Here is a 26,012-nt window from a genome sequence, read left to right as displayed (position 1 = left end):
CCCCCGCCCTACACGAGACGCAGTTCGGCGTCGATCGCGTCGGCCGCACGCAGCAGCGGCGGCACGTAGTCCTGCATCAGGTGCTCGAGGGAGTCGCGCGTCGCGCTCGTCGAGACGTTGATCGCCGCTGCCACCTCCCCGGACCGGCTATGGACAGGCGCCGCGACCGAGCGAAGACCCGGCTCGAGCTCACCGTCGACGAGCGCCCACCCGTCGCTGCGCACGCGGGCGATCTCGCCCCGCAGCGCAGTCCGATCGGTGAGCGTGCGCTCCGTGAGTCTCTGCAGATCGGATGCCTCGACCACCGCGGCGGCGGCATCCTCTTCGAGACCGGCCAGCAGCACGCGGCCCATGCTCGTCGCGTACGCGGGGAAGCGCGTGCCGATCGTGATCCGCACGCTCATGATCCGCCGCGCGGGGACGCGCGCGATGTAGACGATGTCGGTGCCGTCGAGCACCGCAGCCGACACGCTCTCTCCCACCTCGCGCGAGAGGCGCTCGAGGTGCGGCTGCACGATCTCGGGCAGCGACAGCGAGGAGAGGTAGCTGAATCCGAGCTCCAGCACGCGAGGGGTGAGAGCGAAGGTGCGCGCGGAGCCGTCGCCGCGGCCTCGCACGTAGCCGAGCGTCTCGAGCGTGCGCAGGAACCGGCGGGCGGCGGCGCGTGGGATGTCGCTGCGTCGCGCGACCTCGCTGAGGCCCAGCTCGGCGTGATCACCGTCGAATGCGCGGATCACCGCCAGACCCCGCGCGAGGGACTGGACGAAGTCGCCGGATGCCGCGGCCTCGGCTCCCTCGCTCATCGGCCGTCGCCCTCCCTCTGGTTGAGCGGGGAGCTGAACGACGAGACGATACGCGTCGAGCACGGCCGGAACGTCGCACCGAATCCACGCGCGGATCCGGTGCGTCTCGTCTCGCTTCGCTCGCTCAGCGAGCGAAGGGCGGCGGTCGGCACCGTGGTCAGCGCTCGAGGACGACGGCGAGGCCCTGGCCGACGCCGATGCAGATCGCCGCGACCGCCACCCCGCCGCCGCGGCGCTTCAGCTCGTGCGCGGCGTGCCCGATGATGCGGCCTCCCGAGGCGCCGAGGGGATGCCCGATCGCGATCGCTCCGCCGTGGACGTTGACCTTCTCGGGATCGAGGTCGCTCCACAGCTGAACGCACGCGAGGCTCTGCGACGCGAAGGCCTCGTTGAGTTCGACGAGGTCGACATCCGCCCAGGTGCGGCCCGCCCGCGCGAGAGCGCGATTCGCGGCTTCCACAGGCGCGATGCCGAAGACGTCCGGGTCGCTGCCGAACGCGGCACGGCCCGCGATGCGGGCGAGGGGCTCGGCATCCAGAGCCCCCTCCGCCCCGAGGAGCACGGCGGACGCGCCGTCGTTGATGGGCGACGAGTTGCCCGCCGTCACCGTGCCGTCCTTGGCGAACAGGGCGCGCAGCGTGCCGAGCTTCTCGAGGGTCGTGTCGTCGCGGATGCCCTCGTCGCGTGCGAGCTCAACGCCGGGGACCTGGACGATCTCCCCGTCGTAGGCTCCGGCAGCCCACGCCTCACCGGCCAGGCGGTGGCTGCGCAGGGCGAACTCGTCCTGCGCGCGACGGGAGATGCCGTAGATCGAGGCGAGCTTCTCCGCGGACTCGCCGTTGGAGATGGTCCACTTCGCGGGGAAGCTCGGATTGACCATGCGCCAGCCGATCGACGTGTTCCACAGCGTCTGGTTCCCGACGGCTGGGAACGGCTTCGGCGACTTCTCGACGACGAACGGCGCGCGGCTCATCGACTCCACGCCGCCGGCCAGGATGATGTCGGCGTCGCCGGCCTCGATCGCGCGGGATCCCTGGATGACGGCCTCGACCGACGAGCCGCAGAGCCGGTTCACGGTCACTCCCGGGACCGTGGTGGGCAACCCTGCCAGCAGCGCGCCGAAGCGCGCGACGTTGCGGTTGTCTTCGCCGGCCTGATTGGCGTCGCCGAAGATCACATCCTCGATCCGCGCGGGATCCACGCCCGTGCGCTCGACGATCGACTTCATCACGACGGCGGCGAGGTCGTCGGGCCGGACGCCCGAGAGAGCTCCGCCCGCACGGCCGAACGGCGTGCGCACGGCGTCGTAGACATACGAAGCGGTCATATCAGGCTCCTTGCGTTCGGTCCGGCTGCGCTCGCTCACCGACCGAGACGAGCGTCAGTCCGGTCAGCTGGGCGAGGGATTCGACGGTGTTGTCGCCGAAGGCCTCACGGACGGCGAAGCCGTCGGGCGTGACATCGAAGACGGCGTGATCCGTGTAGACGCGGGTCACGCAGCCGACGCCCGTCAGCGGGTAGCTGCACTCGGCGACGAGCTTGGACTCGCCGGTCTTGGTCAGGAGGTCGGTCATGACGTAGACCGCCTTCGCGCCGATCGCGAGGTCCATCGCGCCGCCGACGGCGGGGATCGCACCGGGCGCGCCCGTCGACCAGTTCGCGAGGTCACCCGTCTGACTCACCTGGAAGGCACCCAGCACGCAGACGTCCAGGTGCCCGCCGCGCATCATGCCGAACGAGTCCGCGTGGTGGAAGTACGCGGCTCCGGGAAGCGCCGTGACGGCCTGCTTCCCCGCGTTGATCAGATCGGGATCGACCCGGTCGGGCTCGGGCGCCGGCCCCATGCCGAGCAGCCCGTTCTCGGTGTGCAGGATGATCTCCAGATCCTCGGGCAGGTAGTTCGCGACGAGGGTCGGGGCTCCGATCCCGAGGTTCACGTACGAGCCCTCGGCGATGTCGGCCGCGATGCGGGCGGCGAGCTCCTCACGGGCGATGCGCGTGCTCACCGGCCGGCCTCCTTCGTTCCCGAGCGCTTCCCGGTCCCCGAGCTCGTCGAAGGGTCGGCGAGAGGTCGCCCCTCGAGGTCGACTCCGCCGACGAACTCTCCCCGCTGGAGCCAGCGCCGCTCGCCGACCGCCACGACGCGGTCGACGAAGAGCCCCGGCGTCACGACGTTCTCGGGATCGAGCGATCCGAGGGGCACGATCTCGTCCACCTGGACGATCGTCGTCGTGGCGGCCGACGCCATGACGGGCCCGAAGTTCCGCGCCGTCTCGCGGTAGACGAGGTTCCCCCAGCGATCGGCCTTCCATGCGCTGATCAGCGCGAAGTCCGCCGTGATCGGGTACTCCAGGACGTACTGGCGGCCGTCGATCTCGCGGGCCTCCTTGCCTTCGGCGAGCTGTGTGCCGACCCCGGTCGGCGAGAAGAACGCGCCGATCCCCGCACCGGCGGCGCGGATCCGCTCGGCGAGGTTGCCCTGCGGGACGAGCTCGAGCTCGATCTTCCCGTCGCGGTACAGCGCGTCGAAGACCCACGAGTCGGACTGGCGGGGGAAGGAGCACACGATCTTCCGGACGCGCCCCTTCGCGAGCAGCGCCGCAAGTCCGGTGTCGCCGTTCCCGGCGTTGTTGTTGACGATCGTGAGATCCGACGCGCCCTGCGCGATGAGCGCGTCGATGAGCTCGACCGGCTGGCCGGCGCGGCCGAACCCGCCGATCATGACCACGGAGCCGTCGGGGATGCCGGCGACGGCGGCCTCGGCATCCGGAACGCTCTTGTCGATCACGCAATGCTCCTTGTTCGCTCTGCGAACGATCGTTCGCTGGATGGCTCGACTCAGACTACTCCGCAGCCGCCACGCCGGCACGATCGATCCCGGTCGGTGGGAATCACGGGCCGGGCGACCCGCCGACGCGCGCGCAAACCAGCACAGCCGAGGAGTCCGCTCGGTCGCCAGCCCGTCCTCCGACCGATCGCAGTGAGAAGAGGTACGGCGCCGGACATCCGAGCACCGCGTGCGAGAGTCAGGGCTCGAGCGTCAGCGAGGCCGGGATCGGCACGATCCCCTCGCGCAGGCGGATGATGTCGCGCGCGTGCTCCCACAGCCGCACGTCCTCAGGCGTGGTGGGGCGCCATTGCGGCACCGCGGCGGCCACGCCGTCCGGCCCCGGGACGACGAAGACGCTCAGGCACTGCGTCGTGAGGGTCAGCTCGTGCGGCGTCCGGGGATCGGCCGACGACACGCGGATGCTGACGTGCATGCTGTGCGCGCTCGTGTAGACGATGCGTGCCTCGACCTCCACGAGATCGCCGATGCGCACCGGCGCGAAGAAGTGGATGCCGCCGGAGTAGACCGCGACGGCGGCGCTCGCATCCGCGCCGTCCCCGGCCCACCCCGCCGCGCACGCGTAGGCCGCCTCATCGATCCAGCGCATGACGGTCCCGCCGTGCGCCTTGCCGCCCCAGTTGACGACGCCCGGCGGCACGAGGAAGCGCATCGTCACGATCGGCGCCTCCGTGGGCGCACCGTAGTCCTCATCGAGCATGAGCCGCTTGATCTCGGCCCGCGACGGGATGCGGTCGAGCGCCGCCCCGGCGAGCTTGCGGTCGGAGCGCGAGACGGGCTGCCACTCCGGGACCTCGGCCGGACGCCCGTCCGGGCCCTTGGCGACGAAGATGAGGATGCACGTCGTCGCGGGCGTGTACACGCGGGTCTCGACCTCGGCGGACGACACCGTCACGACGACGTGCATGCTCGTGCGGCCGGTGTGGATGAGCCGGGCCTGCACCTCGATGAGGCTCCCGGGGGCGATCGGCCGGCGATGGCGCACATTCCCGACATAGGCGGTGACGCAGTAGGCCCCGGCCCACCCGACGGCGCACGCGTAGCCGGCCTTGTCGATCCACTCCATGACGCTGCCCGCGGCGACCGACCGGCCGCCGGCCGCCGTGTCGGCGGGCGTCGTCATGAACCGCAGCGTGATGCGGTCGTCGCGCCCGGCGGCGCGCCCGGAAAGGACCTCGGTCACGGGGCGAGCCTAGAGCCCCGAGGCGTCGCCGGCCTCGGCGAGGACCTGGGAGGCGATCCGGAAGGCGGTGTTCGCGGCGGGAACGCCCGAGTACACGGCGGACTGCAGGATGACCTCGCGGATCTCGTCCACCGTGAGGCCGTTGCGCAGCGCGGCTCGCACATGCATCGCGAGCTCCTCGTGATGCCCGTGCGCGATGAGCGACGTCAGCACTGCCACGGAGCGCGACCGGCGGTCCAGACCCGGGCGCGACCAGACGTCGCCCCACGCGACGCGCGTGATGAAGTCCTGGAAGTCCGCGGTCAGCTCGGTCGTGTTCGCGATCGAGCGGTCCACGTGCTCGTCCGACAGCACGGCCCGCCGGACGCGCATGCCCTGCTCCCACCGCTCGGCGTCGGTCAGTCCGTCCCCGTCAGGCCGCGGCATCCGTTCGTCCTTCCGTGATCTCGTCGAAGAACCGCAGCAGCACCGCCGCCGTCTCGACGGCGTCGTCGGCGGGCGGCAGATGGGATGCCTCGGCGAGGCCGACCGCGCGCCCGTCCCGCACGCCCTCAGCGACCAGACGCAGGGAGCGCTCGGGGGTCACCTCGTCATGGGCTCCCCACACCGCCAGCACGGGCACTTCGATGTCGGGCAGCAGCTCCCTGACGTCAAAGTCCGCGAGCGCCTCGCAGCACAGGGCATAGCTCTCGTCGTCCGTATCCTGCAGGGCGTGCAGGAGGCGGCCGGTGATGACGGGGTTGCGCTCGATGGACCCTGGCGCGAACCAGCGCTGGGCCGACGCGATGATGAGGCTCGACGTGCTCTGCGCGCGCACCTGCGCGGCGCGGTCGCGCCACCCCTGGGGTTCGCCGAGCTTCGCTCCCGACGCGAGGATCGCCGCGGCGCGCACCAGCCCGGGATGCCGCAGCAGCAGCTCGAGGCCGACGGCGCCGCCCAGCGACACCCCGGCGTAGAGGACGCGCTGCTCGCCCCGCTCCTCGATCGCGCGCGCCACGGCGTCGGCGATGGCTCCGATCGTGAACGGCTCCCGGGTGGGCGGCGCGGCGCCGTGGCCCGGCATGTCGAGGACCGCCACGCGGTACCGCTCGGCGAGAGCCGGAAGGGCGTCCTCCCAGAGGACGCTCGAGGTCCCGAGCGATGCTCCGAGCACGAGCAGCGGCGCACCGTCGGGTCCGGCGGGTTTCGAGAGGGCGATGGTCGGGAGGCTCACGTTTCCCTCGTTCTCCGGATGGGGCGGGGCGACGCGGTCGACGAGGTCGCCCGCGAGGCCGGTGTAGTTCGCTGGATCGAGCAGGGGCCCGACGTCGACCGCCGAGGTGCCGGCCTCGACGAGCGCCTCCTCGACGAGCGCCTCGAGGTCTTCGCCCGCGCCCGCCGCACGAACGATGCGGGCGACGCGCTTCGCCCCGACGACGGGGCCGAGCACGATCGAGAGGCGTTCGGCCAGGATGAGACCGCCAGTCTCCGCCAGGTTGCGCGCGACCGCGTCGGCGTCGACCCGCAGCCCCCGCACGAGCGTCGCGGCCTGCGCCGTCGCGCCGAGCGCGAGACGAAGCAGCTCCCGCAGCGTCGGCCACTCGGCGTGCCACGCACCGTCGGGGCGCTCGTCGACCGCGAGCGCGGCGGCGAGGTGGAGCGACGCGCCGAGCTGGGGCGCGCGCATGGCGGCGGAGCGGATGAGGACGGATGCCGCGGGGTTCCGCTTCTGCGGCATCGCCGACGACCCTCCGCCCGAGCCCTCGCGCAGCTCGCCGATCTCGGTGCGCGAGAGCGTCGCGACGTCGGCGGCGACCACTCCGACGGCGTCGATCGCCTGCACGAGGGCGTCGCCGAGCTCCGTGATCGGCCAGCGGGTCGTGTGCCACGGACTTTCGGGCGTCGCGAGCCGCAGCGCCTCGGCGTAGGCGCCCGGCAGACGGCCGGCCGCCTCGGCGCCCGCGACGGCGACGAACGACGCGAGGGTTCCGGCGGCACCGCCGAGCTGTGCGGGAAGAGCCCGGGTCGCGGCATCCACCCGCTCCTCGGCACGGCGCACGCCCCGCAGCCAGTTCGCCGCTCGGAGCCCGACGGTCGTGGGCACGGCGTGCTGCGTGAGTGTGCGCGCCGCGGCCACGTCGTCCCGGTGCGCGCGGGCGAAGGGCTCGAGCGCCCGAACCGTCTCGCGCAGCGACCCGGACACGAGGTCCGACGCGTCGCGAGCGACGAAGGCGAGCGCGGTGTCGAGGACGTCCTGGCTCGTCGCGCCGCGGTGAACCCACGCGCGCACGTCCGCCGGCACGCGCTCCCGAAGCTGCGCGACGAGCGGGATGACGGGGTTGCCTCCGGCGACGGATGCCGCGGCGAGCGCCGCCGCATCGATCGGCGCCGCCTCGTTGAGCGCCGCCTGCAGCGCGTCGCCCGTTCCTCGCGGCGCGGTGCCGACCGCCTCGTACGCTCGGACGAGCGCGACCTCGGCGTGCACGAGCGCGGTGAGGAACGCGGCATCCGTCACCGCATCGTCGTTGCCGACGGCAACGGGGGTCAGCAGACCGACGTCGAGGGGCGACTCGCTCACGATGGGCCCTTTCGTCCGGAGTCGCGCGGTCAATAGGTCAGGAACACCGTCTCCCGATCGCCCTGCAGACGGATGTCGAAGTGCAGCGATCCGTCGGCCCCGCGCGTCGCGATGAGCGTAGCGCGCTCGCTTTGGTCGAGCGACGACAGGAGAGGATCGGCGGCGAGGCGCTCGGCGTCCTCGGGGAGGTAGATGCGGGTGTGCAGCTTGTTCGGAAGCCCCCGCGCGAAGACTACGGCGGCGAAGAACGGCGCCTCGCCGGCGATCGAGCCGGGGTTGCGCGTCCAGAACTCGAAGTGCCCCTCGTCGTTCGTGTGCGAGCGGCCGAAGCCCGTGAAGGTGTGGTCGTCGCGCCGGCGGGATCCCCGGCCGCGCGGAAGCGACCCGTCGGCGTCGGCGCCCCAGATCTCGACGCACGCGTCGGGGATCGGGCTGCCCGCTCCGTCGTAGACGGTGCCGCCGAGCACGATCGCGCCCGGCGAGTGCGGGGAGGCGACCTCGTGCATCTTCGGATAGTTGAGGCCGAACGCGAAGAACGGCCCGATCGTCTGACCTGACGTCGGCTCATGGGTCTTGGCCGGGCGGCCGGCGAGGGCGGCTGCGGAGTCGTGCGCGGTCATGTCAGGCCTCCCCGTCCTTTTCATCCTTCGCCCGGCTGAACCGGTCGCTTCTCGTCGCCGCCCGCATCACTCGCCCTCCTCGGATTCGAACCAGGTCGCGTCGGGACCGTCGACGACGATGTCCCAGCGGTAGCCCATCGAGAACTCGGGCACCGTGAGGTCGTGGTCGTAGGCCGCGATCAGGCGGTCGCGGTCCTTCTGGCTGCGGATCGTGTTGTAGATGGGGTCGAGCGGGAAGAGCGGGTCGCCCGGGAAGTAGACCTGCGTGATGATCCGCTGCGTGAACGCCGAGCCGAAGATCGAGAAGTGGATGTGCGCCGGACGCCACGCGTTGATGTGGTTCTTCCAGGGATAGGGACCGGGCTTGATCGTCGTGAACTTCCAGAAGCCCTCGTCGGTCGTGACGATCCGCCCGGCTCCCGTGAAGTTCGGGTCGAGCGGCGCGGGGTGCTGGTCGCGCTGGTGGATGTAGCGTCCCGCGGCGTTGGCCTGCCAGATCTCGACGAGCTGGTTGCGCAGCGGACGGCCCCACGAGTCGAGCAGGCGGCCCTCGATCGTGATGCGCTCGCCCTGCGGCTCGCCCCTGTGCTGCAGGGTCAGATCCGACTCGATCTGTGCGACGTCGCGCTGCCCGAACGCGGGAGACCACAGCTCGATGGTCTCGGGGTCGACGAGGCGGGGGTTCTTGGTCGGATGGCGGAGGATGCTGGAGCGGTACGGCGCGAAGTCGTAGAGCGTCGCCGGCACCCGCTCGCCGGCGGCGAGGCGGCGCTCGGCGTCGGCGTGGAGGTCGAGGATCTCCTGAGTGATCCGGGCCTGCGACGGCATGTCGTGCGAGGCGAGCAGCGTCTCGGGCGCGGCCGCGGTCTGTTCGAGCACGACGGAGGACGAGAAGGCCTCCTGGCTGTTCGGATCGGACTCGACGACGGTCATGAAGTCCCCTTCGACGGTTCACACGTGGTCGTCTTCAGGGTCGCACCGGGATCGGAGCATCCCCGGGAGCGATCCCGCTCAGCGGGAATCGGCGAGGAGGGCGGCACGGATGTCGCGCGCCGCCTGTACGACGAGAGGCCCGAGGCGCCGCTCGTCCGCCCGCTCCAGGTGCACCACCACGCCGACCGCTGCGGGCGGGAGCCCGTCGACGGGGCCGAGGGCGGCGGCGACCGAGACGTTTCCGAGGGTCATCTCCTCGTGGGTCGTCGCGTAGCCGCGCGCCCGCGTACGCTCGAGGTCGAGCCGCAGCTCCCGCTCCGACGTGATCGAGTGCGTCGTCTCGCGCTCGAGGGGGGCGGCGAAGTACCGCTCGAGCCACAGGGCGTCGCGCGTGGCGAGCAGGGCCTTGCCGACCCCGGTCGTGTGCAGCGGATGCCGCCCGCCCATGCGGCTGAGCGTCGGGATCGAACCCGTGCCGGTGAGCCGCCCGACGTAGAGAGCCGAGGCGGTGTCGGGCGTCGGCGCGTCGAGCACCGCGAGGTGGACGTTCTCGCCCGTCGCCTCGTAGAGCCTCAGCATGTGCGGGAGGGCCGTCTCTCGCAGGTGCAGCGACAGCGGCGAGAGCTCGCCGAGCTCCCACAGCCGCACGCCGATCGTGTAGCGGTGTCCCGCGGCCCGCGTGAGGAGCCCGAACTCGGTCAACGACGCCAGCAGCCGGTGCAGGGAAGAGCTCGGCAGCCCCGTCAGCTCGCCCAGCCGGGCGGCTGAGAGCGCGGGCTCGTCGTCTGTGAAGCACTGCAGCACGCGCATCGCGCGGGCGAGCATTCCCTCTCCCTCGTCGGCCACGTGTCCTCCCGCCTCCGAGGCTACCCGCCGTCCCTGCTCGGCCGTCGAGCGGAGCAGCCGAGCAGCGACGACGAATCGCGCCCTGCCCGGGCGAAGGGGCGTGGCATCCTGAGCCCATGGCCAACTCGCCGTCGGGCGACTCGATGACGCAGCGCATCGTGCGGGTGCTCGAGACATTCACGGCCGACCGGACGGTGCAGACCGCGTCCGAGATCGGCCGTCGCGCCGGGCTCCCCTCGTCCACCGCGCACCGCCTCGTCGACGAACTCGTCGCCGAGGGGCTCCTCGACCGCGATCACGAGCACCGCGTGCGGCTCGGCCTGCGCCTGTGGGAGCTCGCCCTGCGCGGCTCGCGGGCCCTGCGTCTTCGGCAGGCTGCGCTCCCGTCCATGGAGCGCATCCAGGCGCGCGTCCGCGAGCACACTCAGCTCGCCGTGCTCGAGCAGGACTCCGCTCTCTTCCTCGAGCGCCTCTCGCACCCCGAGGCGGGGGCGAACATCACGCGCATCGCCGGCCGCCTCCCGCTCCACGCCTCCTCGTCGGGTCTCGTGCTGCTCGCCTACGCCGACCCTGCTCTGCAGGAGCGCGTGCTCGCGGGCGCGCTCCCCGCCCTTTCTCCCGACACGATGACGGATGCCTCGTCCCTCCGCCGCGTCCTGGCGTCGATCCGTCGCTCGGGCTTCGTCGTCGCGCCGGGCTCGGTCGAGTCGGTGTCGACGGGGGTCGCGGTGCCGGTGCGCGACGAGACCGGCGAGGTCGTCGCCGCGCTCTCGGTCGTCCTTCCGCGCGAGACGCCTCCCGAGGTCGCGGTCTCGGAGCTCCTCCGCGCTGCGCGCGAAATCCGCGCCGTCCTCTCGGGCCGCTGAGCGGCGCGGACCCTGCGAGCGGAGGAGATCCGGCGAGCGGAGGCGAATGCGGCGGCTCACAGCATCCGCTCCTCGGGCGGAAGGGAGGACGGGACGGAAGAGGGGCCTCGCGCCGCCCCGCCCCGGTCCCCGAGCGAGCGAAGCGAGAGGAGGGGACGACGTCGAGCCGCCGCGGAACCCGTTCCCGTTCATCAGGAACACGCCGTCCGGACGCCCGCGGGCGGAAGCACACTGGAGCGCAGCATCCACTCGTCGAAGGAGACGCGAAATGACCGCCACAGTGACGACCCGCGTCGCGATCATCGGCGCCGGCCCCGCCGGCCTGCTGCTGTCGCACCTGCTCGCCGACGCGGGCATCGAGTCCGTCGTGATCGACCAGCGCACGCGCGAGGAGATCGAGAACACGATCCGCGCAGGCATCCTGGAGGAGGGCACGGTCGGCGTCCTCTCGTCGTCCGGAGCGTCCGATCGGGTCGTGACGGCCGCCAGCCGCCACGAGGGCATCGAGCTCCGCTTCGCCGGGGAGGGCTACCGCATCGACTTCGCCGCGCTCGTCGGCCGCGCGGTCTACCTCTACCCCCAGCACGAGGTGCTGAAAGACCTCATCCGGGCACGCCTCGCAGGCGGACAGGACCTCCGCTTCGGCGTGACCGCCCAGCGCGTCGAGGGCGCGGGAACCGACCGGCCCGCCGTGATCGCGACCGACGCCGAGGGCCGGACCCTCACGATCGAGGCCGAGTTCGTGGTGGGCGCCGACGGCTCGCGCAGCGTCGCCCGCGCGGCCGTGAGCGGCTCGTCGACCGGCGGCTACTTCCGCGAGTACCCGTTCGCCTGGTTCGGCATCCTCTGCGAAGCTCCGCCGAGCTCCGAAGAGCTCATCTACAGCAACTCCCCCGATGGATTCGCACTCATCAGCCAGCGGAGCGCGACCGTCCAGCGCATGTACTTCCAGTGCGACCCCGACACCGACCCCGCCGCGTACTCCGAGGAGCAGCTGTGGGACGAGCTGCAGAAGCGCGTGCCCGGCACGACGCTCGCGCAAGGGCCGATCTTCCAGCGCGACGTGCTGCGGTTCCGCAGCTTCGTCGCGCACGAGCTGCTGAAAGGCCGCGTCGCGCTCATCGGCGACGCGGCGCACACCGTGCCGCCGACCGGTGCGAAGGGCATGAACCTCGCCGTCGCCGACGTGGTCGTGCTCGAGAAGGCGCTGCGGGCGCTTCTGCTGGAGGACGACTCGCGCCCGCTCGAGGCGTTCCCCGAGAAGGCGCTGCACCGCATCTGGAAGGCGCAGCACTTCTCGTGGTGGATGACGAGCATGCTCCACGTGGCACCGGATGCCTCGGACTTCGACCGTCGCCGCCAGCTCGGCGAGCTGCGCTCGGTGGTGGAGTCGGAGCACGGTCGGGCTTACCTCGCGGAGGCCTACACGGGCTGGCCGCTCGAGGGCCTCACCTGACCCGGTCCGGCGAGCAGAGGCGCGAAGCGGGGCACTCCCCCGGTCCAGCCCCCACGGCCAGGGTGTAGCATCCAATACCTATGGGCGAAGGGAAGCGCGCGCCGGCGATCGCGGGGCTTCTCGTCGCGACGTGTCTCGTCGCGGCGAACATGCGCCCCACGATCACGGCCGTCGGGCCGCTGCTCGGACAGATCGGCGACGAGACCTCGCTCTCGCCCACCCTCCTCGGGCTGCTCGGCGCGGTTCCCCTCCTCATGTGGGCCCTGGTCTCGCCGGTCGCGCACGAGCTGAGCCGGCGGTTCGGGATGTCGCGTGCCGTCACATGGTCGCTCGTCGTCCTCGCCGTAGGCACGGTCGTGCGTTCGATCCCCGGCCCGACGGCGAGCCTCTGGATCGGCACGATCATCATCGGCGCGGCCCTCGCGATCGTCAACGTCCTCATGCCCGCCGCGATCAAGCGCGACTTCCCCGCGCGCGTGCCGGCGATGATGGCGGTCTACACGGCCCTCCTCGGCGGCGTCGGGGCGATCGCCTCCGGCGTCGCGGTCCCCGTCTCCCACCTCGAGCTCCCGGGCGGGGAGGCGGGCTGGCGATTCGCCCTCCTCGTCATCGGCCTCGCCCTCCTGCCCTTCGCCATCGGCGCCTGGGGATGGGCGACGCGCGGAGCCCCGCATGCCGCCGGCAGCGGCCGGCACCGGGGCCGCACCGGCATCTGGTCCGATCCGGTCGCCTGGGTGGTCGCGGCATACATGGGGTTCCAGGCATCCACCTTCTACATGCTGCTCACGTGGCTCGCGTCGATCTCGGTCTCGACGGGCCGCAGCGCCGTGGTCGCGGGCTTCGACGTGATGATCTACCAGATCTTCTCGCTGGCAGGGTCCCTCATCGTGCCGTTCGTCCTGCGCGGACGCGTCGAGAGGTTCGTGCCCGCACTCATCCCGACCCTGGGGATCGTGGGGGTCCTCGGGCTCATGGCAGCGCCCGGGGCGATCGTCTTCTGGGTCGTGCTCATCGGCCTGTCGTCGGGCGCGTCGCTCGGCATGACCCTGACCCTCATGGCCCAGCGCGCCCGCGACCACGACGCCTCGGCCGCGCTGTCGGGCATGGGCCAGTCCGTCGGCTACGTGCTGGCGGCGCTGGGCCCCGTGCTGTTCGGCTGGGTGCACGCGGCGGTCGGGGGGTGGGTCGCGCCCCTCGTGCTCGTGCTCGTCGTGATGATCGGGCAGCTCGCCACGGGGGTGCTGGCCGGACGCGATCGGTTCGTCCTCGAGCGCCGCTGACAAGCCAGGACCGAGGCCGGGGGCCTACCCCGGATACGCGATCCGCGCGAGCAGATCCGCGAGCACCCGACGATCCGGCGCAGCGAGGTCGCCGTGCAGCGATCGCTCGGCCGCCCTCGTCGCCGCGGCCGCCTGAACGTGCAGCGAGCGCCCCTCCTCCGTCGCGACGACGACGTTCGCCCTCCGGTCGGCGGGGTCGGGTCGCCGCTCGACGAGTCCGCGCTTCTCGAGCTCGTCGACGAGCGCCACGACCTGGCTCGGGTCGAGGCGGAGGAACTCCGACAGGTCGCGCTGAGTCGGCCGCACCTCGCCGGCCGAGAGGGCGAGCACCGAGAACGATCGCACCTTGAGCCCGAACGGCGCGAGCGCCGCGTTCCCCGCCGACACCGAGAGGGCGTTCGCGCGGGCGAGCAGGAAGCTCACATCGGTGCCGAGGTCGCTCTCACGGAGACGGTCGGACGCCGCGCGGGCGGTGTCAGACGGCGTCCTCGGCATGCGCCCACTGTAGCAAACGATGAGATCGACAACCATTGACATTCTCAATCAATTCGTGGTGTCATGATCCCCTGGGCCGTCGCCCGCCCGCACGGCGCGTCACGAAGGAGCACACCGATGGAACTCGAGGGCAAAGTCGCCGTCGTCACCGGATCGGGCCGAGGACTCGGCCTCGCCTACGCGCAGGAGCTCGCCCGCCGGGGCGCCGCCGTCGTCGTCAACGACGTCGACGCCGAGGCGGCCGCTGCGGCGGTCGCATCCATCGAGGGCGCCGGCGGTCGCGCCGTCGCGGTCGTCGCCCCCGTCGGACCCACCGAGACGGCCGCGCAGCTCGTCCAGACCGCCGTCGACGCGTTCGGCGGCCTCGACATCCTCGTCACGAACGCGGGGGTCCTGCGCGACACCGTGCTGTGGAAGATGAGCGACGACGACTTCGACACCGTGATCGGCATCCACCTCCGCGGCACGTTCACGTGCGTGCGCGAGGCGGCGATCTGGATGCGGGAGCACGGGGTCGCCGGACGCATCATCTGCATCGGGTCTCCCACGGGCCAGCGGGGGAACTTCGGCCAGACGAACTACGCCGCGGCGAAGGCCGGCATCGTCGGGATGGTCCGCACGTGGGCGCTCGAGCTCAAGCGCGCGAACATCACCGTCAACGCGGTGATCCCCGTCGCCGCCACGGCCATGACCGCCACCGTCCCCTACTTCGCCGCCGCCGTCGAAGCCGATGAGAAGGGCGAGCCCATGCCCGCCTTCTTCCGGCACGACCTGGGCTTCGGCACCTCCGACGACGTCGCGGGCCTCGTGGCGTATCTGGCGACGGATGCCGCGGCCGGCGTCTCCGGCCAGGCGATCGGGGTCGGGGGCGACCGCGTTCAGCTGTGGTCGCACCCCGAGCCCGTGCTCACGGCCTACCACGACGGGGGCTGGTCGTTCGAGGCGCTCTCGGCGGAGTTCCCCGGCCTCGTCGACGGGCAGCTGCAGTCGGTCGGCGAGACCTTCCCGCCCCTCCCCGACGACCTCCAGCGCTAGGCGGCCTCGTCTCGCATCGCCCGCTCAACGACCGGAAACGCACATGACCCGCTACGAATCGGCGATCGACGTCGACGCGATCACCGCGATCGACGTCCACGTGCACATCGAGGTCGACGACCACGGGCATCACTCGCTCCCCGACGATCTCGTCGCCGCCGCATCGCGCTACTTCTCGGCCGACGGCCCCCGGCCCGATCTCGACTCGGTGGCCGCCTACTACCGCGACCGCTCGATGGCGGCTGTCGTGTTCACGGTCGATGCCGAGGAGCAGCTGGGCCATCCGCCCCTGTCGAGCGCCGACATCGCCGAGGGCGCGGCGCGCAACAACGACGTCCTCATCCCCTTCGGCTCCGTCGACCCCCGCCGGGAGGACGCGCTCGACCGCATCCGCCGGCTCATCGACGATCAGGGCGTGCGGGGCTTCAAGTTCCACCCCACCGTGCAGGGCTTCGACCCGAGCGACGAGCGCTTCTATCCGCTGTACGCCGCGATCCGGGATGCTGCGATCCCGGCGCTGTTCCACACGGGTCAGACGGGCATCGGCGCGGGGCTCCCGGGCGGACGGGGGCTGCGGCTGGCCCTTTCGAATCCGATCCTGCTCGACCCCGTCGCCGCGGACTTCCCCGACCTGCAGATCGTCATGGCGCACCCCTCCGTGCCATGGCAGGACGAGGCGCTGTCGGTCGCGACGCACAAGCACAACACGTGGATCGACCTGTCCGGCTGGAGCCCGAAGTACTTCCCCGAGCAGCTCGTCCGCGCCGCCAACTCGTACCTCACGCGCCGCGTGCTGTTCGGGTCGGACTTCCCGCTGCTCACCCCCGACCGCTGGCAGAGGGATGTCCAAGCCACGGCGCTCAAGCCCGACGTGATGCCGGGGATCCTCAAAGACAACGCCGCCCGGCTTCTCGGACTCGTCGTCGCGGACGACGCCCGCTCGACCCACCAAGGAGAACGACCATGACCACGACCGTCGACTACGCCGACGCCGCCGGACTCGCCGGGACCGACCTCGGCTGGACCGAATGGCTCGACGTGACGCAGGAGCGCGTGAACCTCTTCGCCGAAGCCACCGACGACCACCAGTGGATCCACGTCGATCCCGCCCGCGCCGCCGACGGCCCGTTCGGCGGCGCGATCGCGCACGGATTCCTCTCCCTGTCGCTGACGGTGAAGTTCTGGTCGGAGCTGTTCGACGTGACGGGCGTCACGACGCGCGTCAACTACGGCCTCGACAAGGTGCGGTTCGTCTCCCCCGTGCAGGTGGGCGCACGCGTGCGCATGAACGCCGTCATCGCCGAGGTGACCGAGGTGCGCGGGGGCTACCAGTTCGCCGTCGATCAGACGATCGAGATCGAGGGCGCCGAGAAGCCGGCCGTCGTCGCGCGAGGGCTGTACCGCTTCTACGCCTGACCCCGGCATCCCCCCTCGCTCCCATTCGCACGCTCGAAGGAGAGACATGCGCAATCGCGGAATCGGGTTCTGGCTCGCGAAGCGACGACTCAAGACCCCCGACAAGCCCGCCGTCATCTTCGGCGACGACCTGCTGACCTATCGGGACCTCGCCGACACCGCCGACCACGTCGCCGCGGTGCTGTGGCACCGGGGGATACGCAAGGGCGACGCCGTGGCGTTCATCGGGGAGAACAGCCCGCAGCTGCTGCAGGTGATGCTCGGGGCGGCCCAGCTCGGCGCCGTCTTCGTACCGGTCAACACCCGCCTGGCGGGCCCCGAGGTGACGCACGTCCTGGTCGATTCGGGCGCCCGCGCCGTCGTGCTCGACCCGGAGTTCCTCGACCGCGCGATGCCCGGCGTCGAGGCGGGGCGCATCGCGCACGTCATCGTCACCGGGGAGGGCGTCGCCGAGCATCCTGGACTCGCGCGGCTGGTCGCCGAGGCGCCCGGGGGGCACACCGTCGCCGACGTCGGACTCGACGACCCCGCCGCGATCATCTACACCTCCGGCACGACCGGCCGGCCGAAGGGCGCCATTCTGAGCAACGGCAACCTCACGTGGGTCGCGCTGAACTGCGTCGTCGACTACGACGTCGTGTCCGGCGACGTGTCGCTCATGATCTCCCCGCTCTTCCACGTCGCCTCGCTCGGCATGGGGGCGCTCCCGGTCATCCTCAAGGGCGCCACGCTCGTGCTCGAGAAGGGGTTCGAGCCCGGGCGGGCGCTGTCGCTCATCGAACGGCACCGCGTCACGATGCTCAGCGGCGTCCCCACGACCTACCAGATGCTGGCCGACCATCCCGCGTGGGCGACGACCGACCTGTCGTCGCTGCACAAGCTCACGTGCGGCGGCTCGGCCGTGCCCACCCGCATCCTCAACGCCTACGAGGAGCGCGGACTGTCGTTCTCACAGGGCTACGGCATGACCGAGACCTCTCCGGGAGCGACGTCGCTGTCGCCCGAGATGACGCGCGCGAAGCAGGGCAGCGTGGGCCTCCCGCACTTCTTCACCGAGGTGCGCATCACCGACGAGCGGGGAGACGTCGTGCCGCGCGGCACCGTCGGCCAGGTCGAGGTCGCGGGCCCGAACGTCTTCCTCGGCTACCACGGCATGCCCGACGCGACGGCTGACGCCTTCACCGAGGACGGGTGGTACCGCTCCGGCGACCTCGGCTACCTCGACCCGGACGGCTACCTCTACATCGCGGACCGCCTGAAGGACATGATCATCTCGGGCGGAGAGAACATCTACCCCGCCGAGGTCGAGAACCTCATCTCCGACATCGAGGGCATCTCGGGCGTCGCCGTCGTCGGAGTGCCCGACGAGCGCTGGGGCGAGGTGCCGTGGGCCGTCGTGACGCTGCGCGACGGCGCCGAGGTCGACACCGAGACCGTCCGCGAGCGCCTCGACGGACTCGTCGCGCGCTACAAGCTGCCGAAGAACGTCGTGGTCGTCGAAGACCTTCCGCGGACGGCGTCCGGCAAGGTGCGGAAGGCCGACCTGCGCGCCCGCTTCGGCCGCGAGTGACCTGCCCGCCCGCTTCGGCCGCGAGTGACCTGCGCGCCCGCTTCGGCCGCGAGTGACCCGCGAGTGAGCCGCTCGTAAGCCGCGAGTGAGCCGCGAGTGAGCCGCGGCCCGCTTACAGCGGATACTGCCCCGGCTCGCGTCGCAGGGTGATCCAGCGCGTCTCGGTGAACGCGTCGATGTTGGCCTGAGCACCCCCGTGGCGCGACCCGGTGCCCGAGGCGCCGACGCCGCCGAACGGCGCGTTGGCCTCGTCGCCCACCGTCTGGTCGTTGATGTGCACGATCCCGGTCGGGATGCGCTGCGCCATCGCGTAGGCCGCCATGACGTCACGGCTCACGATCCCGAGCGAGAGCCCATAGTCGGTGGATGCCGCGAGCTTCACCGCCTCATCGTCGGTCGAGTACGGGACCACCGACGCGACGGGCCCGAAGACCTCCTCGTGGTACGCGTCGACGTCGGCCGGGGTGTTCGCGAGCACGGTCGGGCGGTAGAACAGTCCGTCGTACGATCCACCCGCGCGCAGCTCCGCTCCCTGGGCCACGGCATCGTGCACGAGAGTGTGCACGCGGTCGCGCTGCACCTCGTCGATGAGCGGTCCGAGATGCACCTGCTCCGCCGCCGGATCCCCCACGTGCATCGAGTCGGCCTTCGCCGCGAGCCGCGACACGTACTCCTCGAAGAGGGACTCGTGCACGATGTGCCGGCCCACCGTCATGCAGATCTGGCCCTGGTGGAGGTAGGAGCCCCACGTCGCGAGGTTCACCGCCTGGTCGACGTCGGCGTCCTCGCGGACGATGAAAGCGGAGTTGCCGCCGAGCTCGAGGTGCGCGCGCGTGAGGTGCCGGCCGGCGAGCTCGCCGACGATCCGGCCTGCGCGCGTCGACCCCGTGAAGGCGATCACCCGCACGTCGGGTTCGGCCACCATCGCCTCGCCGACCTCCGCACCGCCCGGGACGAGCTGGAGAAGTCCGGCCGGAAGACCCGCCTCCTCGAAGATGCGCACCATCGATACGCCGCCCGTGACCACCGTGCGGGGGTCGGGCTTGAGCAGGACGGCGTTCCCGAGCGCGAGCGCGGGGGCGACGGCGCGGATGCCGAGGATGAGGGGGACGTTGAAGGGCGAGATGACGCCGACGACGCCCACCGGCACCTGCTGGGCGAGGGACAGCCGGGGCTCTTCGCTGGAGAGGATCGAGCCGAGCGGGGCCGAGGGCAGCGCCGCGGCCTCGTAGCACTCGGCCGCCGTCACGTGGAGGGCGAACCCGGCGAGGGGCGGGATGGCGCCCACCTCGCGGATGTTCCAGCCCATGATCTCGTCGGCGTGCTCCTCCCACAGCTGCGCGGCCCGGCGGAGGACGCCGGCGCGCACAGGGTGCGGCGTCACCGCCCACTCCTTCTGCGCCCGCGCCGCGCCCGCCGCTGCGCGGGCGACATCCGCCGGGGACGCGAGGCCGACGGTCGCGATCGTCTCACCCGTGGCGGGTGCGACGGAGGCGATGGATCCGCCTCCGGCGTCGACCCATTCGCCGTCGATGAAGATCCGCCCGGTGAAGGCGCTCTCGTCGATGAGCGTCGTCGTGCTCTCGATGGTGGTGGACATGTCGCTTCCCTTCTTGCGCGAGCGTCAGGCGTGGCTGCGCGCGAGTCTGTGTGCACGCCGGCCGGGCGCGCTGTCCGTCCACCCTTGACGGATGACGCGGACAGCATCCGTCGCCACCGCGAGGGCGTCGTCGAACGGAGCCCTCCAGATGGAGAGGATGTCGGCTGCGCCCCCGACGAGGGGCCTCGAGAAGGCCTCGACGCCCCAGCGTCCCGCGTAGCCGTCGTCCAGAGCCTGCCGGACGACGCTGGCGATGTCGAGGGCCCCCGTCGAGAGCGTGCCACGGCCGGACTGACCGAGCTCCAGGTACCGCAGCCGCGGAAGCGCTGCGCGGATCGCCGCCGCCATGTCGGCCTCCTCGATCGCCATGTGGAAGGTGTCGAGATGGATGCCGAGATTGTCCGATCCGCTGAGCTCCACGAACTCCATCGCCTGAGCGGCGGTGTTGACGGCGGATGTCTCGTACCTGTTGAGCACCTCGAACGTCATCGCGACGCCCTGCCCGGCGGCGTAGTCGGCGACCGCGCCCACCTCGCGCGCGGCCCTCACGAGCGCCGCTCGCGAAGTGGGTCCGCCCGGCGGGCCGAACAGCCCGTACGGCACGCCGTTGAGCTGGTCCGCACCGAGGGCCGCCGCGAAGTCGACGGCGGCGCGGAGCGCATCGGCGCCGGCGCGTCGCTCGTCACCGTCCTCCGACGACACGTCGGCGCCCGGCCGCTGGCCGGTCATGGCGATCGGCCTCACGTCGCACTCGCGGAACACGCGCGCGAGGGCTGTCGCGTCCGTCTGCGCCGGGTCGAGCGGCGGCAGCACCGCCCCGCGGTACTCGCGCGCCCGCAGTTCGGTGAGCAGCGGAGCGAGCGCGGCGGGCGTCGGATCGGCCAGCGCGATGCTGACGTGGAAGGCGACGTCGAGCTCGAGGTCGAGGTGAGGGTTCACGCGTCGGCCCGTCGATCAGAAGGTCGGCAGCGCGAACCGCTGCTTGAAGGCGGAGTAGCCGTCGTCGACGTGCACGACGGTGCCGTTGATCGCGTTCGCCTCGTCGGACGCGAGGAAGGCGACGACGTCCGCGATCTCCTCGGGCCGGGTGAGGCTGTTGCGCAGCTGCTCCGACGCGAACAGCTCCTTCAGCTCGTCGGAGAACTGGTTGATGATGGGCGTGCCCACGCGACCCGGCGTGATCGCGACGGCCCGCACGCCGTGCTCGGCGAGCTCGTAGGCCGCCGATCGGGTGAACGAGATCACGGCGGCCTTCGCGGCGCTGTAGCTGAACGCGAGCTCGGCGGCCTGCTCGCCGTAGATGGACGACGTCGAGATGATGACCCCGCCGGTCCCCTGGCGTGCGAACTGCCTCCCCGCGGCGAGGATGCCGTAATAGACGCCGTCCTGGTCGACGCGGATCATCGGGACGTAGTCGACGGCCGGGTCGTGCTCGAGCAGCGGCTTGCCGCCCGCGATCCCGGCGTTGTTGAAGATGACGTCGAGCTTGCCGAAGGCGTCGACCGCCGTCTGGACGGCCGCCTCGACCTCCTCGTACACCGAGACGTCCACCCCGACCGCGACGGCGCTCCCATCCGGGAGCGTGTCGACGACCTCCTGCGCCCTGTCCAGGGCGATGTCTGCGACGGCTACCTTCGCCCCCTCGTCGATGAACTTGCGGACGGTCGCCAGACCGATTCCGCTCGCGCCTCCGGTGATGAGGGCTGCTTTGCCTTCCAAACGCATGTCGTCGTCTCTTTCGTCTCGTGCGGGCGTCGGGGATGCCGGGGGCCGGTGCCGGTGGGGGCGATGGCCCGCCCCCACCGGCAGCGGCGGTTCAGCCGAGCTTGTCCGACGGCGTGATCTCGGCCGCGTTGTCCTTCGTGACGAGGGTGACCCCCACCGCCTCGAAGTCCGACGACGGCATGGTGCCGTCCTTCTGGAACGCGACCAGGGCCGCCGTCACGTCGTCGTTGATCGAGGGCCAGGGCTGCTCGACCGTCGCGAGGAAGGGTCCTCCGGACTGGATCGCCGCGATCGCCTCGCTCGTGGCATCCACACCCGTCACCTTCGCGTCGGAGCCCGCTTCGGAGATCGCCTGCACGGCGCCCAGGGCCGCGTCGTCCCACCCGACCCACACGGCGTCGAGTCCGCCGGGGTTCGCCGAGAGGTAGTCGGCGACAAGCGCGAGCGCTTCCGTGCGGCCCGTGGCGGGCGAGACGACCTGCTGGATCTCTCCGCCGGCGAGGTTCGCCCCGGCGGCTTCGACCGCCTCGGCGGCGAGGCCCGAGCGCATGCGGATGCCGGCGTGCGGGTCATGGCCGATCACCATGATGTTCTTGCCCTCGAGACCCCCGATCGAATCCGAGATGGCCTCCATGGTCTGATCGACGATCTCCTGCTGATCGGTGGTGATGTTGAGCGCGTACGCGTCGGTGGGCTCGGTGCCGGCATCGATCGCGAACATCGGGATGCCTGCATCCTTCGCGGCGGTCACGATCGAGCTGATCGAGGCGACATCGGTGTAGCCGTTGTACACGGCGTCGGCGCCCTGGCCGATGGCGCTCTCGACCGCGGGGTTCATCTTCTGGAAGTCGAAGTCGCCCTGCACCATGGTGAGGTCCCATCCGAGCTCTTCCGCCTGGGCCTCGACGGCCTTGACCCACCAGGCCCCGATCGGCGTCTGGTTGCCGGAGGTGAAGGCGACGACGCGGAACGGCTGGTCGCCGCCGCCGGCGTCGCCGGTCGAGCCGCCGGCACCGGAGCCGGACGAGCAGCCTGCCAGGGCGAGGACGGCGACGGTGGCCGCGGCCGCGAGGGTCTTGAGTGAGGTACGCACAGATCTACTCCTTCGTGTCATTGCGTGATTTCTGATCGGTGCCCGGGATGGATGCCCCGGAGCGACGAGAGGGCTGCGGGTCAGCGCTCCCGATGTCGGAGGGACGACAGCGTCACGGCCGCGATGATGATGAGGCCCGTCACAACCTGCTGGACATAGGCGTTCACGCCCAGGATGTTCAGGCCGTTGCTCATGACGCCGATGATCGCGACGCCGACCATGGTTCCGCCGATGTTGGCCGCGCCGGAGCGCACGACGGTCATGCCGAGGAACACCGCGGCGACGGAGAACAGCAGGTTGTCCTCCCCCTGGACGGCGCTCGCGCTGCCGAGACGCGCCGCCAGCAGAATGCCGCCGAGGGCTGCCACGAGGCCTGCGATCGAGAAGGCCAGCAGGCGCGCACGTCGCACATTCACCCCGGACAGGCGCGAGACCTCGGCGTTCCCGCCGGTGGCGTACCAGCGCCGGCCCATCGTGGTGAAGCGGAGCACGAACCAGAGGACGAGCGAGATCAGGATCGCGATGAACACCGGGAGCGGGATCTCGAGGAACCGTCCCTGTCCCAGCGCCGTGAACTCCGGCGGCAGGTTGAACAGCGTCGTGCCGGCGGTGACGAGGAAGGCCAGTCCCGTCACCGAGGTGAGCGTCGCGAGCGTCGCCACGAAGGCCGACAGATTCAGGTAGGCGATCAGGAGGCCGTTGACGATCCCGATGGCCAGCCCCACCGCGAGCCCGACGAGGATGGCCACGGGGACGGGCGAACCTCCGAGCATGAGCGAGGCGACGACGGCCCCGGCCAGCGAGGAGGTGGCGGCGACCGAGAGGTCGAAGTCGCCGACGACCATGACGATCGTCTGTGCGCCGGCGATGATGGCGAGGATCGCCACCTGGTACAGGATGTTGCGCACGTTGGTGAACGTCAGGAACACGTCCGGGCGCATCGCGAAGAAGAACACCACGAGGGCGATGAGCGCGAGGACGGTCCCGCCGGACAGGAGGGTCTGACCCACCGACCGTCGCGGCACCGCGACGGTGTCGGTGGTGTCCTCGATTCCGGGATTACGCATCGTGGTCATGCGATTCCGCCTTTCCGTAGCAGTAGCTGAGGAGGACCTCTTCGTCCGCCCCCTCGGCAGGCACCTCACCCGAGATGCGGCCCTCGTGCATGATGAGGATCCGATCGCTCATCCCGATCAGCTCCGGAAGCTCGGAGCTCACCGCGATGACGGTCGTCCCCTCCGCCGCCAGTCGGCGGATCAGGCGATAGATCTCGCCCTTGGTGCCGACGTCGATCCCTCGCGTCGGCTCGTCCATCAGGAGGATCCGCGGCCCGCGCGCGAGCATCTTCGCGAGCACGACCTTCTGCTGGTTCCCCCCGGACAGCTCGCCCACCGGCTGGCGCGAGCTGCGCGCCTTGACGCGCAGGTCGGTCATGCCGCGGCTCACGATGTCGGAGATGCGCGCTCCCGATACGACGCCGAGAGTGCTCACGGTCTTGATGTTCGCCAGTGCGATGTTGTCCCGGATGGTGGACCCCAGGATCACGCCCTGACTGCGGCGCTCCTCCGGGACGAGCGCGATGCCCGCCTCCAGCGCCCTCTCCACGCCCGGGGAGTGCCGCAGCACCGTCCCGTCGACGGAGATCGTGCCGGCCGAGTGCCGCTGGGCGCCCGAGAGGATCCGCAGCAGCTCGCTGCGACCGGACCCGGCGAGGCCTCCAATCCCGAGGACCTCGCCTCGGTGGGCGACGAACGAGACGTCCTTGACGCGACGGCCGTGAAGACCCTCGACGGCGAGAGCGACGTCGGCCGTGGAGGCGGAGCCGCGTTCGGGGTAGAGCTGCCCGGCCTCCCGGCCGACCATGCTGGAGATCACCTCGTCGATGTGGGAGTCCGCGACATCCTTCGTCACGATGGTCCTGCCGTTGCGCATGATGGTCAGCCGGTCGCAGAGCTGGAAGACCTCTTCCAGTCGGTGCGAGACGTAGACGATCGCCACGCCCTCGTCGCGGAGCCGGCGCAGCACGGAGAAGAGCTCGGTGATCTCGGTGTCGGTGAGCGAGGCCGTAGGCTCGTCGAGGATGAGGACCCGGGCGTCGGTGGCCAGGGCCCGCGCGAACGCGACCATCGTCTGCTGGACCGGGGAGAGCTCGCCGGCCAGCTTCCCCAGCGGGATCCGCTGGTGGATCCTGTCGAGCTGCTCCTTCGCGCGGCGCCGGAGGGTCCGCCACTGCACGACGCCGCCCCGGTTGGGCGTCTGCGCGCCGAGCAGGATGTTCTCGGCGACGCTCAGCGACGGGATGATCGACAGCTCCTGGTACAGCGCGACGACCCCCGCCCTCTTCGCGATGCGGACGTTCCCGAACTCGACCTCCTCGCCCGCGCGCCACAGCGTCCCGTCGTCGGGCGCGTAGACGCCCGTGAGCACCTTGATGAGCGTCGACTTGCCCGCACCGTTCTCGCCGAGGAGCGCGTGGATCTCGCCGCGCTGCACCGAGAGGTGAGCACCCTCCAGGGCGTGCACGCCATCGAAGCGCTTGACGATGCCGCGCGCCTCGAGGGCGGGCGCGGCGGCGGTGTCCGTGGTGAGCGTCATGCCGCCACCCCCTCGTCCGTCACGGCATTGCAGCGGATGACGACTTTCGGATGCTGTCCGCTCACGTGCGCCTCGAACGCCGCGGGCGCGTCCTCCAGGTCGAAGACGGCCCGCGTCAGCTCGTCGACCTCGAGGTGCGGAAGGATCTGCAGAGCCCGCGGAAAGGCGTACGGCGACACGAAGACCCCGGTGAGGGTGAGCTCTTTGAGGTACAGGTGGTCGGAGAGGTTCAGCGGCATCTCGAAGTCGGCCGGGTACATCGCCCCGTACACGACGGTCGCGCCCTTCGCCGCGATGTCGAGCACTCCCCGCACCGCTCGAACCGACCCCGACGCGTCGATCACGACGTCGTATCCGCGTCCGCCGGTGATCGCGAGCGCGCGGGCGACCTGGTCCTCCTCGACCGGGTCGATCGTGAACTCCGCGCCGTGGCGCACGGCCATCTCGCGGCGATCGGCGATCGGCTCGACGAGGGTCAGCGACGTCGCGCCGGCCATCCGCAGAACCTGGAGCGCGAGCTGGCCGATCGGCCCTCCGCCGACGATCGCGACCCGGTCGCCGACCCGTGGGCGCGCCTTGTCGGCGATGCGCACGGCGACCGACGTCGGCTCGAGCAGGCATCCCTTCAAAAGCGACACTCCCTCGGGCAGCCGATAGACCTGGGATTCGTGCCACGTGATCGTCTCGGCCATGCCGGGGCGGTTGTAGTCCTGGATGTTCTCGCAGAACTGCTGCCTGCCCTCCTGGCACGGGCGGCACGTGCCGCAGAAGCGGAGGAAGTTGCCCGCGACGCGATCGCCCACCCGGAGGCCGTTGCGGTGCGCCCGCTCCCCCAGCGCCTCGACGACCCCCGAGATCTCGTGGCCGAGCCCGATCGGCACGGCGGTGCCGAAGTAGCCCTCCGCGAGGTGAGGATCCGAGCCGCAGATGGCGGCGTACGCCACGCGGATCCTGACGTCCTCGGGCCCGAGGGGCTGGTCGGGGAAGTCGACCACGCCGATGCGGCCCCGCGTGTCGGGGTCGGGGTCGCGCAGACTCCCGATTCGAGTGACGGCGACGGTCCTCACTTCGCCTCCTCCTGCCCGCGCATC

25 protein-coding genes are annotated in these 26,012 nt (G+C 71.4%); 7 read left to right on the top strand and 18 right to left on the bottom strand.

Annotated elements, in window-relative coordinates; translation table 11 throughout:
• Positions 1-8: 8 nt before the first annotated feature.
• The 10 genes from EV279_RS03760 to EV279_RS03710 all read right to left on the bottom strand — a co-directional run bounded on the left by EV279_RS03760 (position 9) and on the right by EV279_RS03710 (position 9,790).
• Positions 9-803, bottom strand: coding sequence for an IclR family transcriptional regulator C-terminal domain-containing protein (locus tag EV279_RS03760; RefSeq protein ID WP_133541574.1), 795 nt, complete (start codon positions 801-803; stop codon positions 9-11).
• 157 nt (positions 804-960) lie between these two features.
• A complete protein-coding gene (locus EV279_RS03755) occupies positions 961-2,130 on the bottom strand; it encodes a thiolase family protein (protein ID WP_133541573.1) in 1,170 nt (389 codons plus the stop codon).
• Between the two features lies 1 nt (position 2,131).
• Positions 2,132-2,809, bottom strand: a complete 678-nt coding sequence (locus tag EV279_RS03750; protein ID WP_133541572.1) for a 3-oxoacid CoA-transferase subunit B — start codon at positions 2,807-2,809, stop codon at positions 2,132-2,134.
• Entirely contained in the window at positions 2,806-3,591 is a 786-nt protein-coding gene (locus EV279_RS03745) for a 3-oxoacid CoA-transferase subunit A (RefSeq protein WP_133541571.1), read from the bottom strand. The genes EV279_RS03750 and EV279_RS03745 overlap by 4 nt, the downstream gene beginning before the upstream one ends.
• Before the next feature lie 238 nt (positions 3,592-3,829).
• Positions 3,830-4,834 carry a hotdog domain-containing protein gene (locus EV279_RS03740; protein WP_243728422.1) on the bottom strand — a complete coding sequence of 335 codons (1,005 nt, stop codon included), beginning with the start codon at positions 4,832-4,834 and terminating at the stop codon, positions 3,830-3,832.
• Between the two features lie 9 nt (positions 4,835-4,843).
• Entirely contained in the window at positions 4,844-5,260 is a 417-nt protein-coding gene (gene pcaC, locus EV279_RS03735; RefSeq protein WP_133541570.1) for a 4-carboxymuconolactone decarboxylase, read from the bottom strand.
• The gene (locus EV279_RS16990) at positions 5,247-7,391 is read right to left on the bottom strand and encodes an alpha/beta fold hydrolase (RefSeq protein WP_243728421.1); all 2,145 of its coding nucleotides are present in this window, start codon (positions 7,389-7,391) and stop codon (positions 5,247-5,249) included. Before EV279_RS16990 ends, pcaC begins: the two co-directional genes overlap by 14 nt.
• A 29-nt stretch (positions 7,392-7,420) precedes the next feature.
• A complete protein-coding gene (gene pcaG / locus EV279_RS03720; RefSeq protein ID WP_133541569.1) occupies positions 7,421-8,011 on the bottom strand; it encodes a protocatechuate 3,4-dioxygenase subunit alpha in 591 nt (196 codons plus the stop codon).
• A gap of 66 nt (positions 8,012-8,077) precedes the next feature.
• Positions 8,078-8,944, bottom strand: coding sequence for a protocatechuate 3,4-dioxygenase subunit beta (gene pcaH, locus EV279_RS03715; protein ID WP_133541568.1), 867 nt, complete (start codon positions 8,942-8,944; stop codon positions 8,078-8,080).
• Positions 8,945-9,022: 78 nt separating this feature from the next.
• On the bottom strand, positions 9,023-9,790 hold the full coding sequence (locus EV279_RS03710) for an IclR family transcriptional regulator (RefSeq protein WP_243728420.1): 768 nt from the start codon (positions 9,788-9,790) through the stop codon (positions 9,023-9,025).
• A gap of 116 nt (positions 9,791-9,906) precedes the next feature.
• Here EV279_RS03710 and EV279_RS03705 point away from each other — a divergent pair, with 116 nt between their 5' ends.
• The 3 genes from EV279_RS03705 (at position 9,907) to EV279_RS03695 (ending at position 13,392) form a co-directional block, all read left to right on the top strand.
• Positions 9,907-10,656 carry an IclR family transcriptional regulator gene (locus EV279_RS03705; RefSeq protein WP_133541567.1) on the top strand — a complete coding sequence of 250 codons (750 nt, stop codon included), beginning with the start codon at positions 9,907-9,909 and terminating at the stop codon, positions 10,654-10,656.
• 268 nt (positions 10,657-10,924) lie between these two features.
• Positions 10,925-12,112, top strand: coding sequence for a 4-hydroxybenzoate 3-monooxygenase (locus EV279_RS03700; RefSeq protein WP_133541566.1), 1,188 nt, complete (start codon positions 10,925-10,927; stop codon positions 12,110-12,112).
• Positions 12,113-12,192: 80 nt separating this feature from the next.
• On the top strand, positions 12,193-13,392 hold the full coding sequence (locus tag EV279_RS03695; RefSeq protein WP_133541565.1) for an MFS transporter: 1,200 nt from the start codon (positions 12,193-12,195) through the stop codon (positions 13,390-13,392).
• 24 nt (positions 13,393-13,416) lie between these two features.
• Here the strand turns inward: EV279_RS03695 and EV279_RS03690 are convergent, their stop codons facing one another.
• Positions 13,417-13,887 (bottom strand): MarR family winged helix-turn-helix transcriptional regulator, encoded by a 471-nt coding sequence (locus tag EV279_RS03690; protein ID WP_133541564.1) that lies wholly within the window; start codon positions 13,885-13,887, stop codon positions 13,417-13,419.
• A gap of 117 nt (positions 13,888-14,004) precedes the next feature.
• Here EV279_RS03690 and EV279_RS03685 point away from each other — a divergent pair, with 117 nt between their 5' ends.
• Genes EV279_RS03685 through EV279_RS03670 form a run of 4 tightly spaced genes read left to right on the top strand, consistent with a single transcriptional unit; the run spans position 14,005 to position 17,908 of the window.
• Positions 14,005-14,922, top strand: a complete 918-nt coding sequence (locus tag EV279_RS03685) for an SDR family NAD(P)-dependent oxidoreductase (RefSeq protein WP_133541563.1) — start codon at positions 14,005-14,007, stop codon at positions 14,920-14,922.
• A 43-nt stretch (positions 14,923-14,965) separates the two neighbouring features.
• The gene (locus tag EV279_RS03680) at positions 14,966-15,889 is read left to right on the top strand and encodes an amidohydrolase family protein (RefSeq protein ID WP_133541562.1); all 924 of its coding nucleotides are present in this window, start codon (positions 14,966-14,968) and stop codon (positions 15,887-15,889) included.
• Positions 15,886-16,338, top strand: a complete 453-nt coding sequence (locus EV279_RS03675) for a MaoC family dehydratase (RefSeq protein ID WP_133541561.1) — start codon at positions 15,886-15,888, stop codon at positions 16,336-16,338. The genes EV279_RS03680 and EV279_RS03675 overlap by 4 nt, the downstream gene beginning before the upstream one ends.
• 46 nt (positions 16,339-16,384) lie before the next feature.
• A complete protein-coding gene (locus EV279_RS03670) occupies positions 16,385-17,908 on the top strand; it encodes a long-chain fatty acid--CoA ligase (RefSeq protein ID WP_133541560.1) in 1,524 nt (507 codons plus the stop codon).
• Between the two features lie 112 nt (positions 17,909-18,020).
• On the opposite strand, the gene EV279_RS03665 is transcribed toward EV279_RS03670, so the two are convergent.
• From EV279_RS03665 to EV279_RS03635, 7 genes are all read right to left on the bottom strand, one after another.
• The gene (locus EV279_RS03665; RefSeq protein ID WP_133541559.1) at positions 18,021-19,508 is read right to left on the bottom strand and encodes an aldehyde dehydrogenase family protein; all 1,488 of its coding nucleotides are present in this window, start codon (positions 19,506-19,508) and stop codon (positions 18,021-18,023) included.
• A 24-nt stretch (positions 19,509-19,532) separates the two neighbouring features.
• Positions 19,533-20,447 carry a sugar phosphate isomerase/epimerase family protein gene (locus EV279_RS03660; protein WP_133541558.1) on the bottom strand — a complete coding sequence of 305 codons (915 nt, stop codon included), beginning with the start codon at positions 20,445-20,447 and terminating at the stop codon, positions 19,533-19,535.
• 15 nt (positions 20,448-20,462) lie between these two features.
• Positions 20,463-21,233: an SDR family oxidoreductase gene (locus EV279_RS03655; protein WP_133541557.1), complete on the bottom strand. Its 771-nt coding sequence runs from the start codon at positions 21,231-21,233 to the stop codon at positions 20,463-20,465.
• Between the two features lie 91 nt (positions 21,234-21,324).
• Positions 21,325-22,326 carry a sugar ABC transporter substrate-binding protein gene (locus EV279_RS03650; protein ID WP_166644433.1) on the bottom strand — a complete coding sequence of 334 codons (1,002 nt, stop codon included), beginning with the start codon at positions 22,324-22,326 and terminating at the stop codon, positions 21,325-21,327.
• A gap of 80 nt (positions 22,327-22,406) precedes the next feature.
• Entirely contained in the window at positions 22,407-23,402 is a 996-nt protein-coding gene (locus EV279_RS03645) for an ABC transporter permease (RefSeq protein WP_208109461.1), read from the bottom strand.
• Positions 23,386-24,921 carry a sugar ABC transporter ATP-binding protein gene (locus EV279_RS03640; RefSeq protein ID WP_133541555.1) on the bottom strand — a complete coding sequence of 512 codons (1,536 nt, stop codon included), beginning with the start codon at positions 24,919-24,921 and terminating at the stop codon, positions 23,386-23,388. Before EV279_RS03640 ends, EV279_RS03645 begins: the two co-directional genes overlap by 17 nt.
• Entirely contained in the window at positions 24,918-25,988 is a 1,071-nt protein-coding gene (locus tag EV279_RS03635; protein ID WP_133541554.1) for an alcohol dehydrogenase catalytic domain-containing protein, read from the bottom strand. The genes EV279_RS03640 and EV279_RS03635 overlap by 4 nt, the downstream gene beginning before the upstream one ends.
• Positions 25,989-26,012: the final 24 nt, after the last annotated feature.

Source organism: Microbacterium sp. BK668, from assembly GCF_004362195.1.
GTDB lineage: Bacteria > Actinomycetota > Actinomycetes > Actinomycetales > Microbacteriaceae > Microbacterium.
Note: the sequence above shows the minus strand (reverse complement) of the source record. Positions and strands in the feature narration are given on the sequence as shown.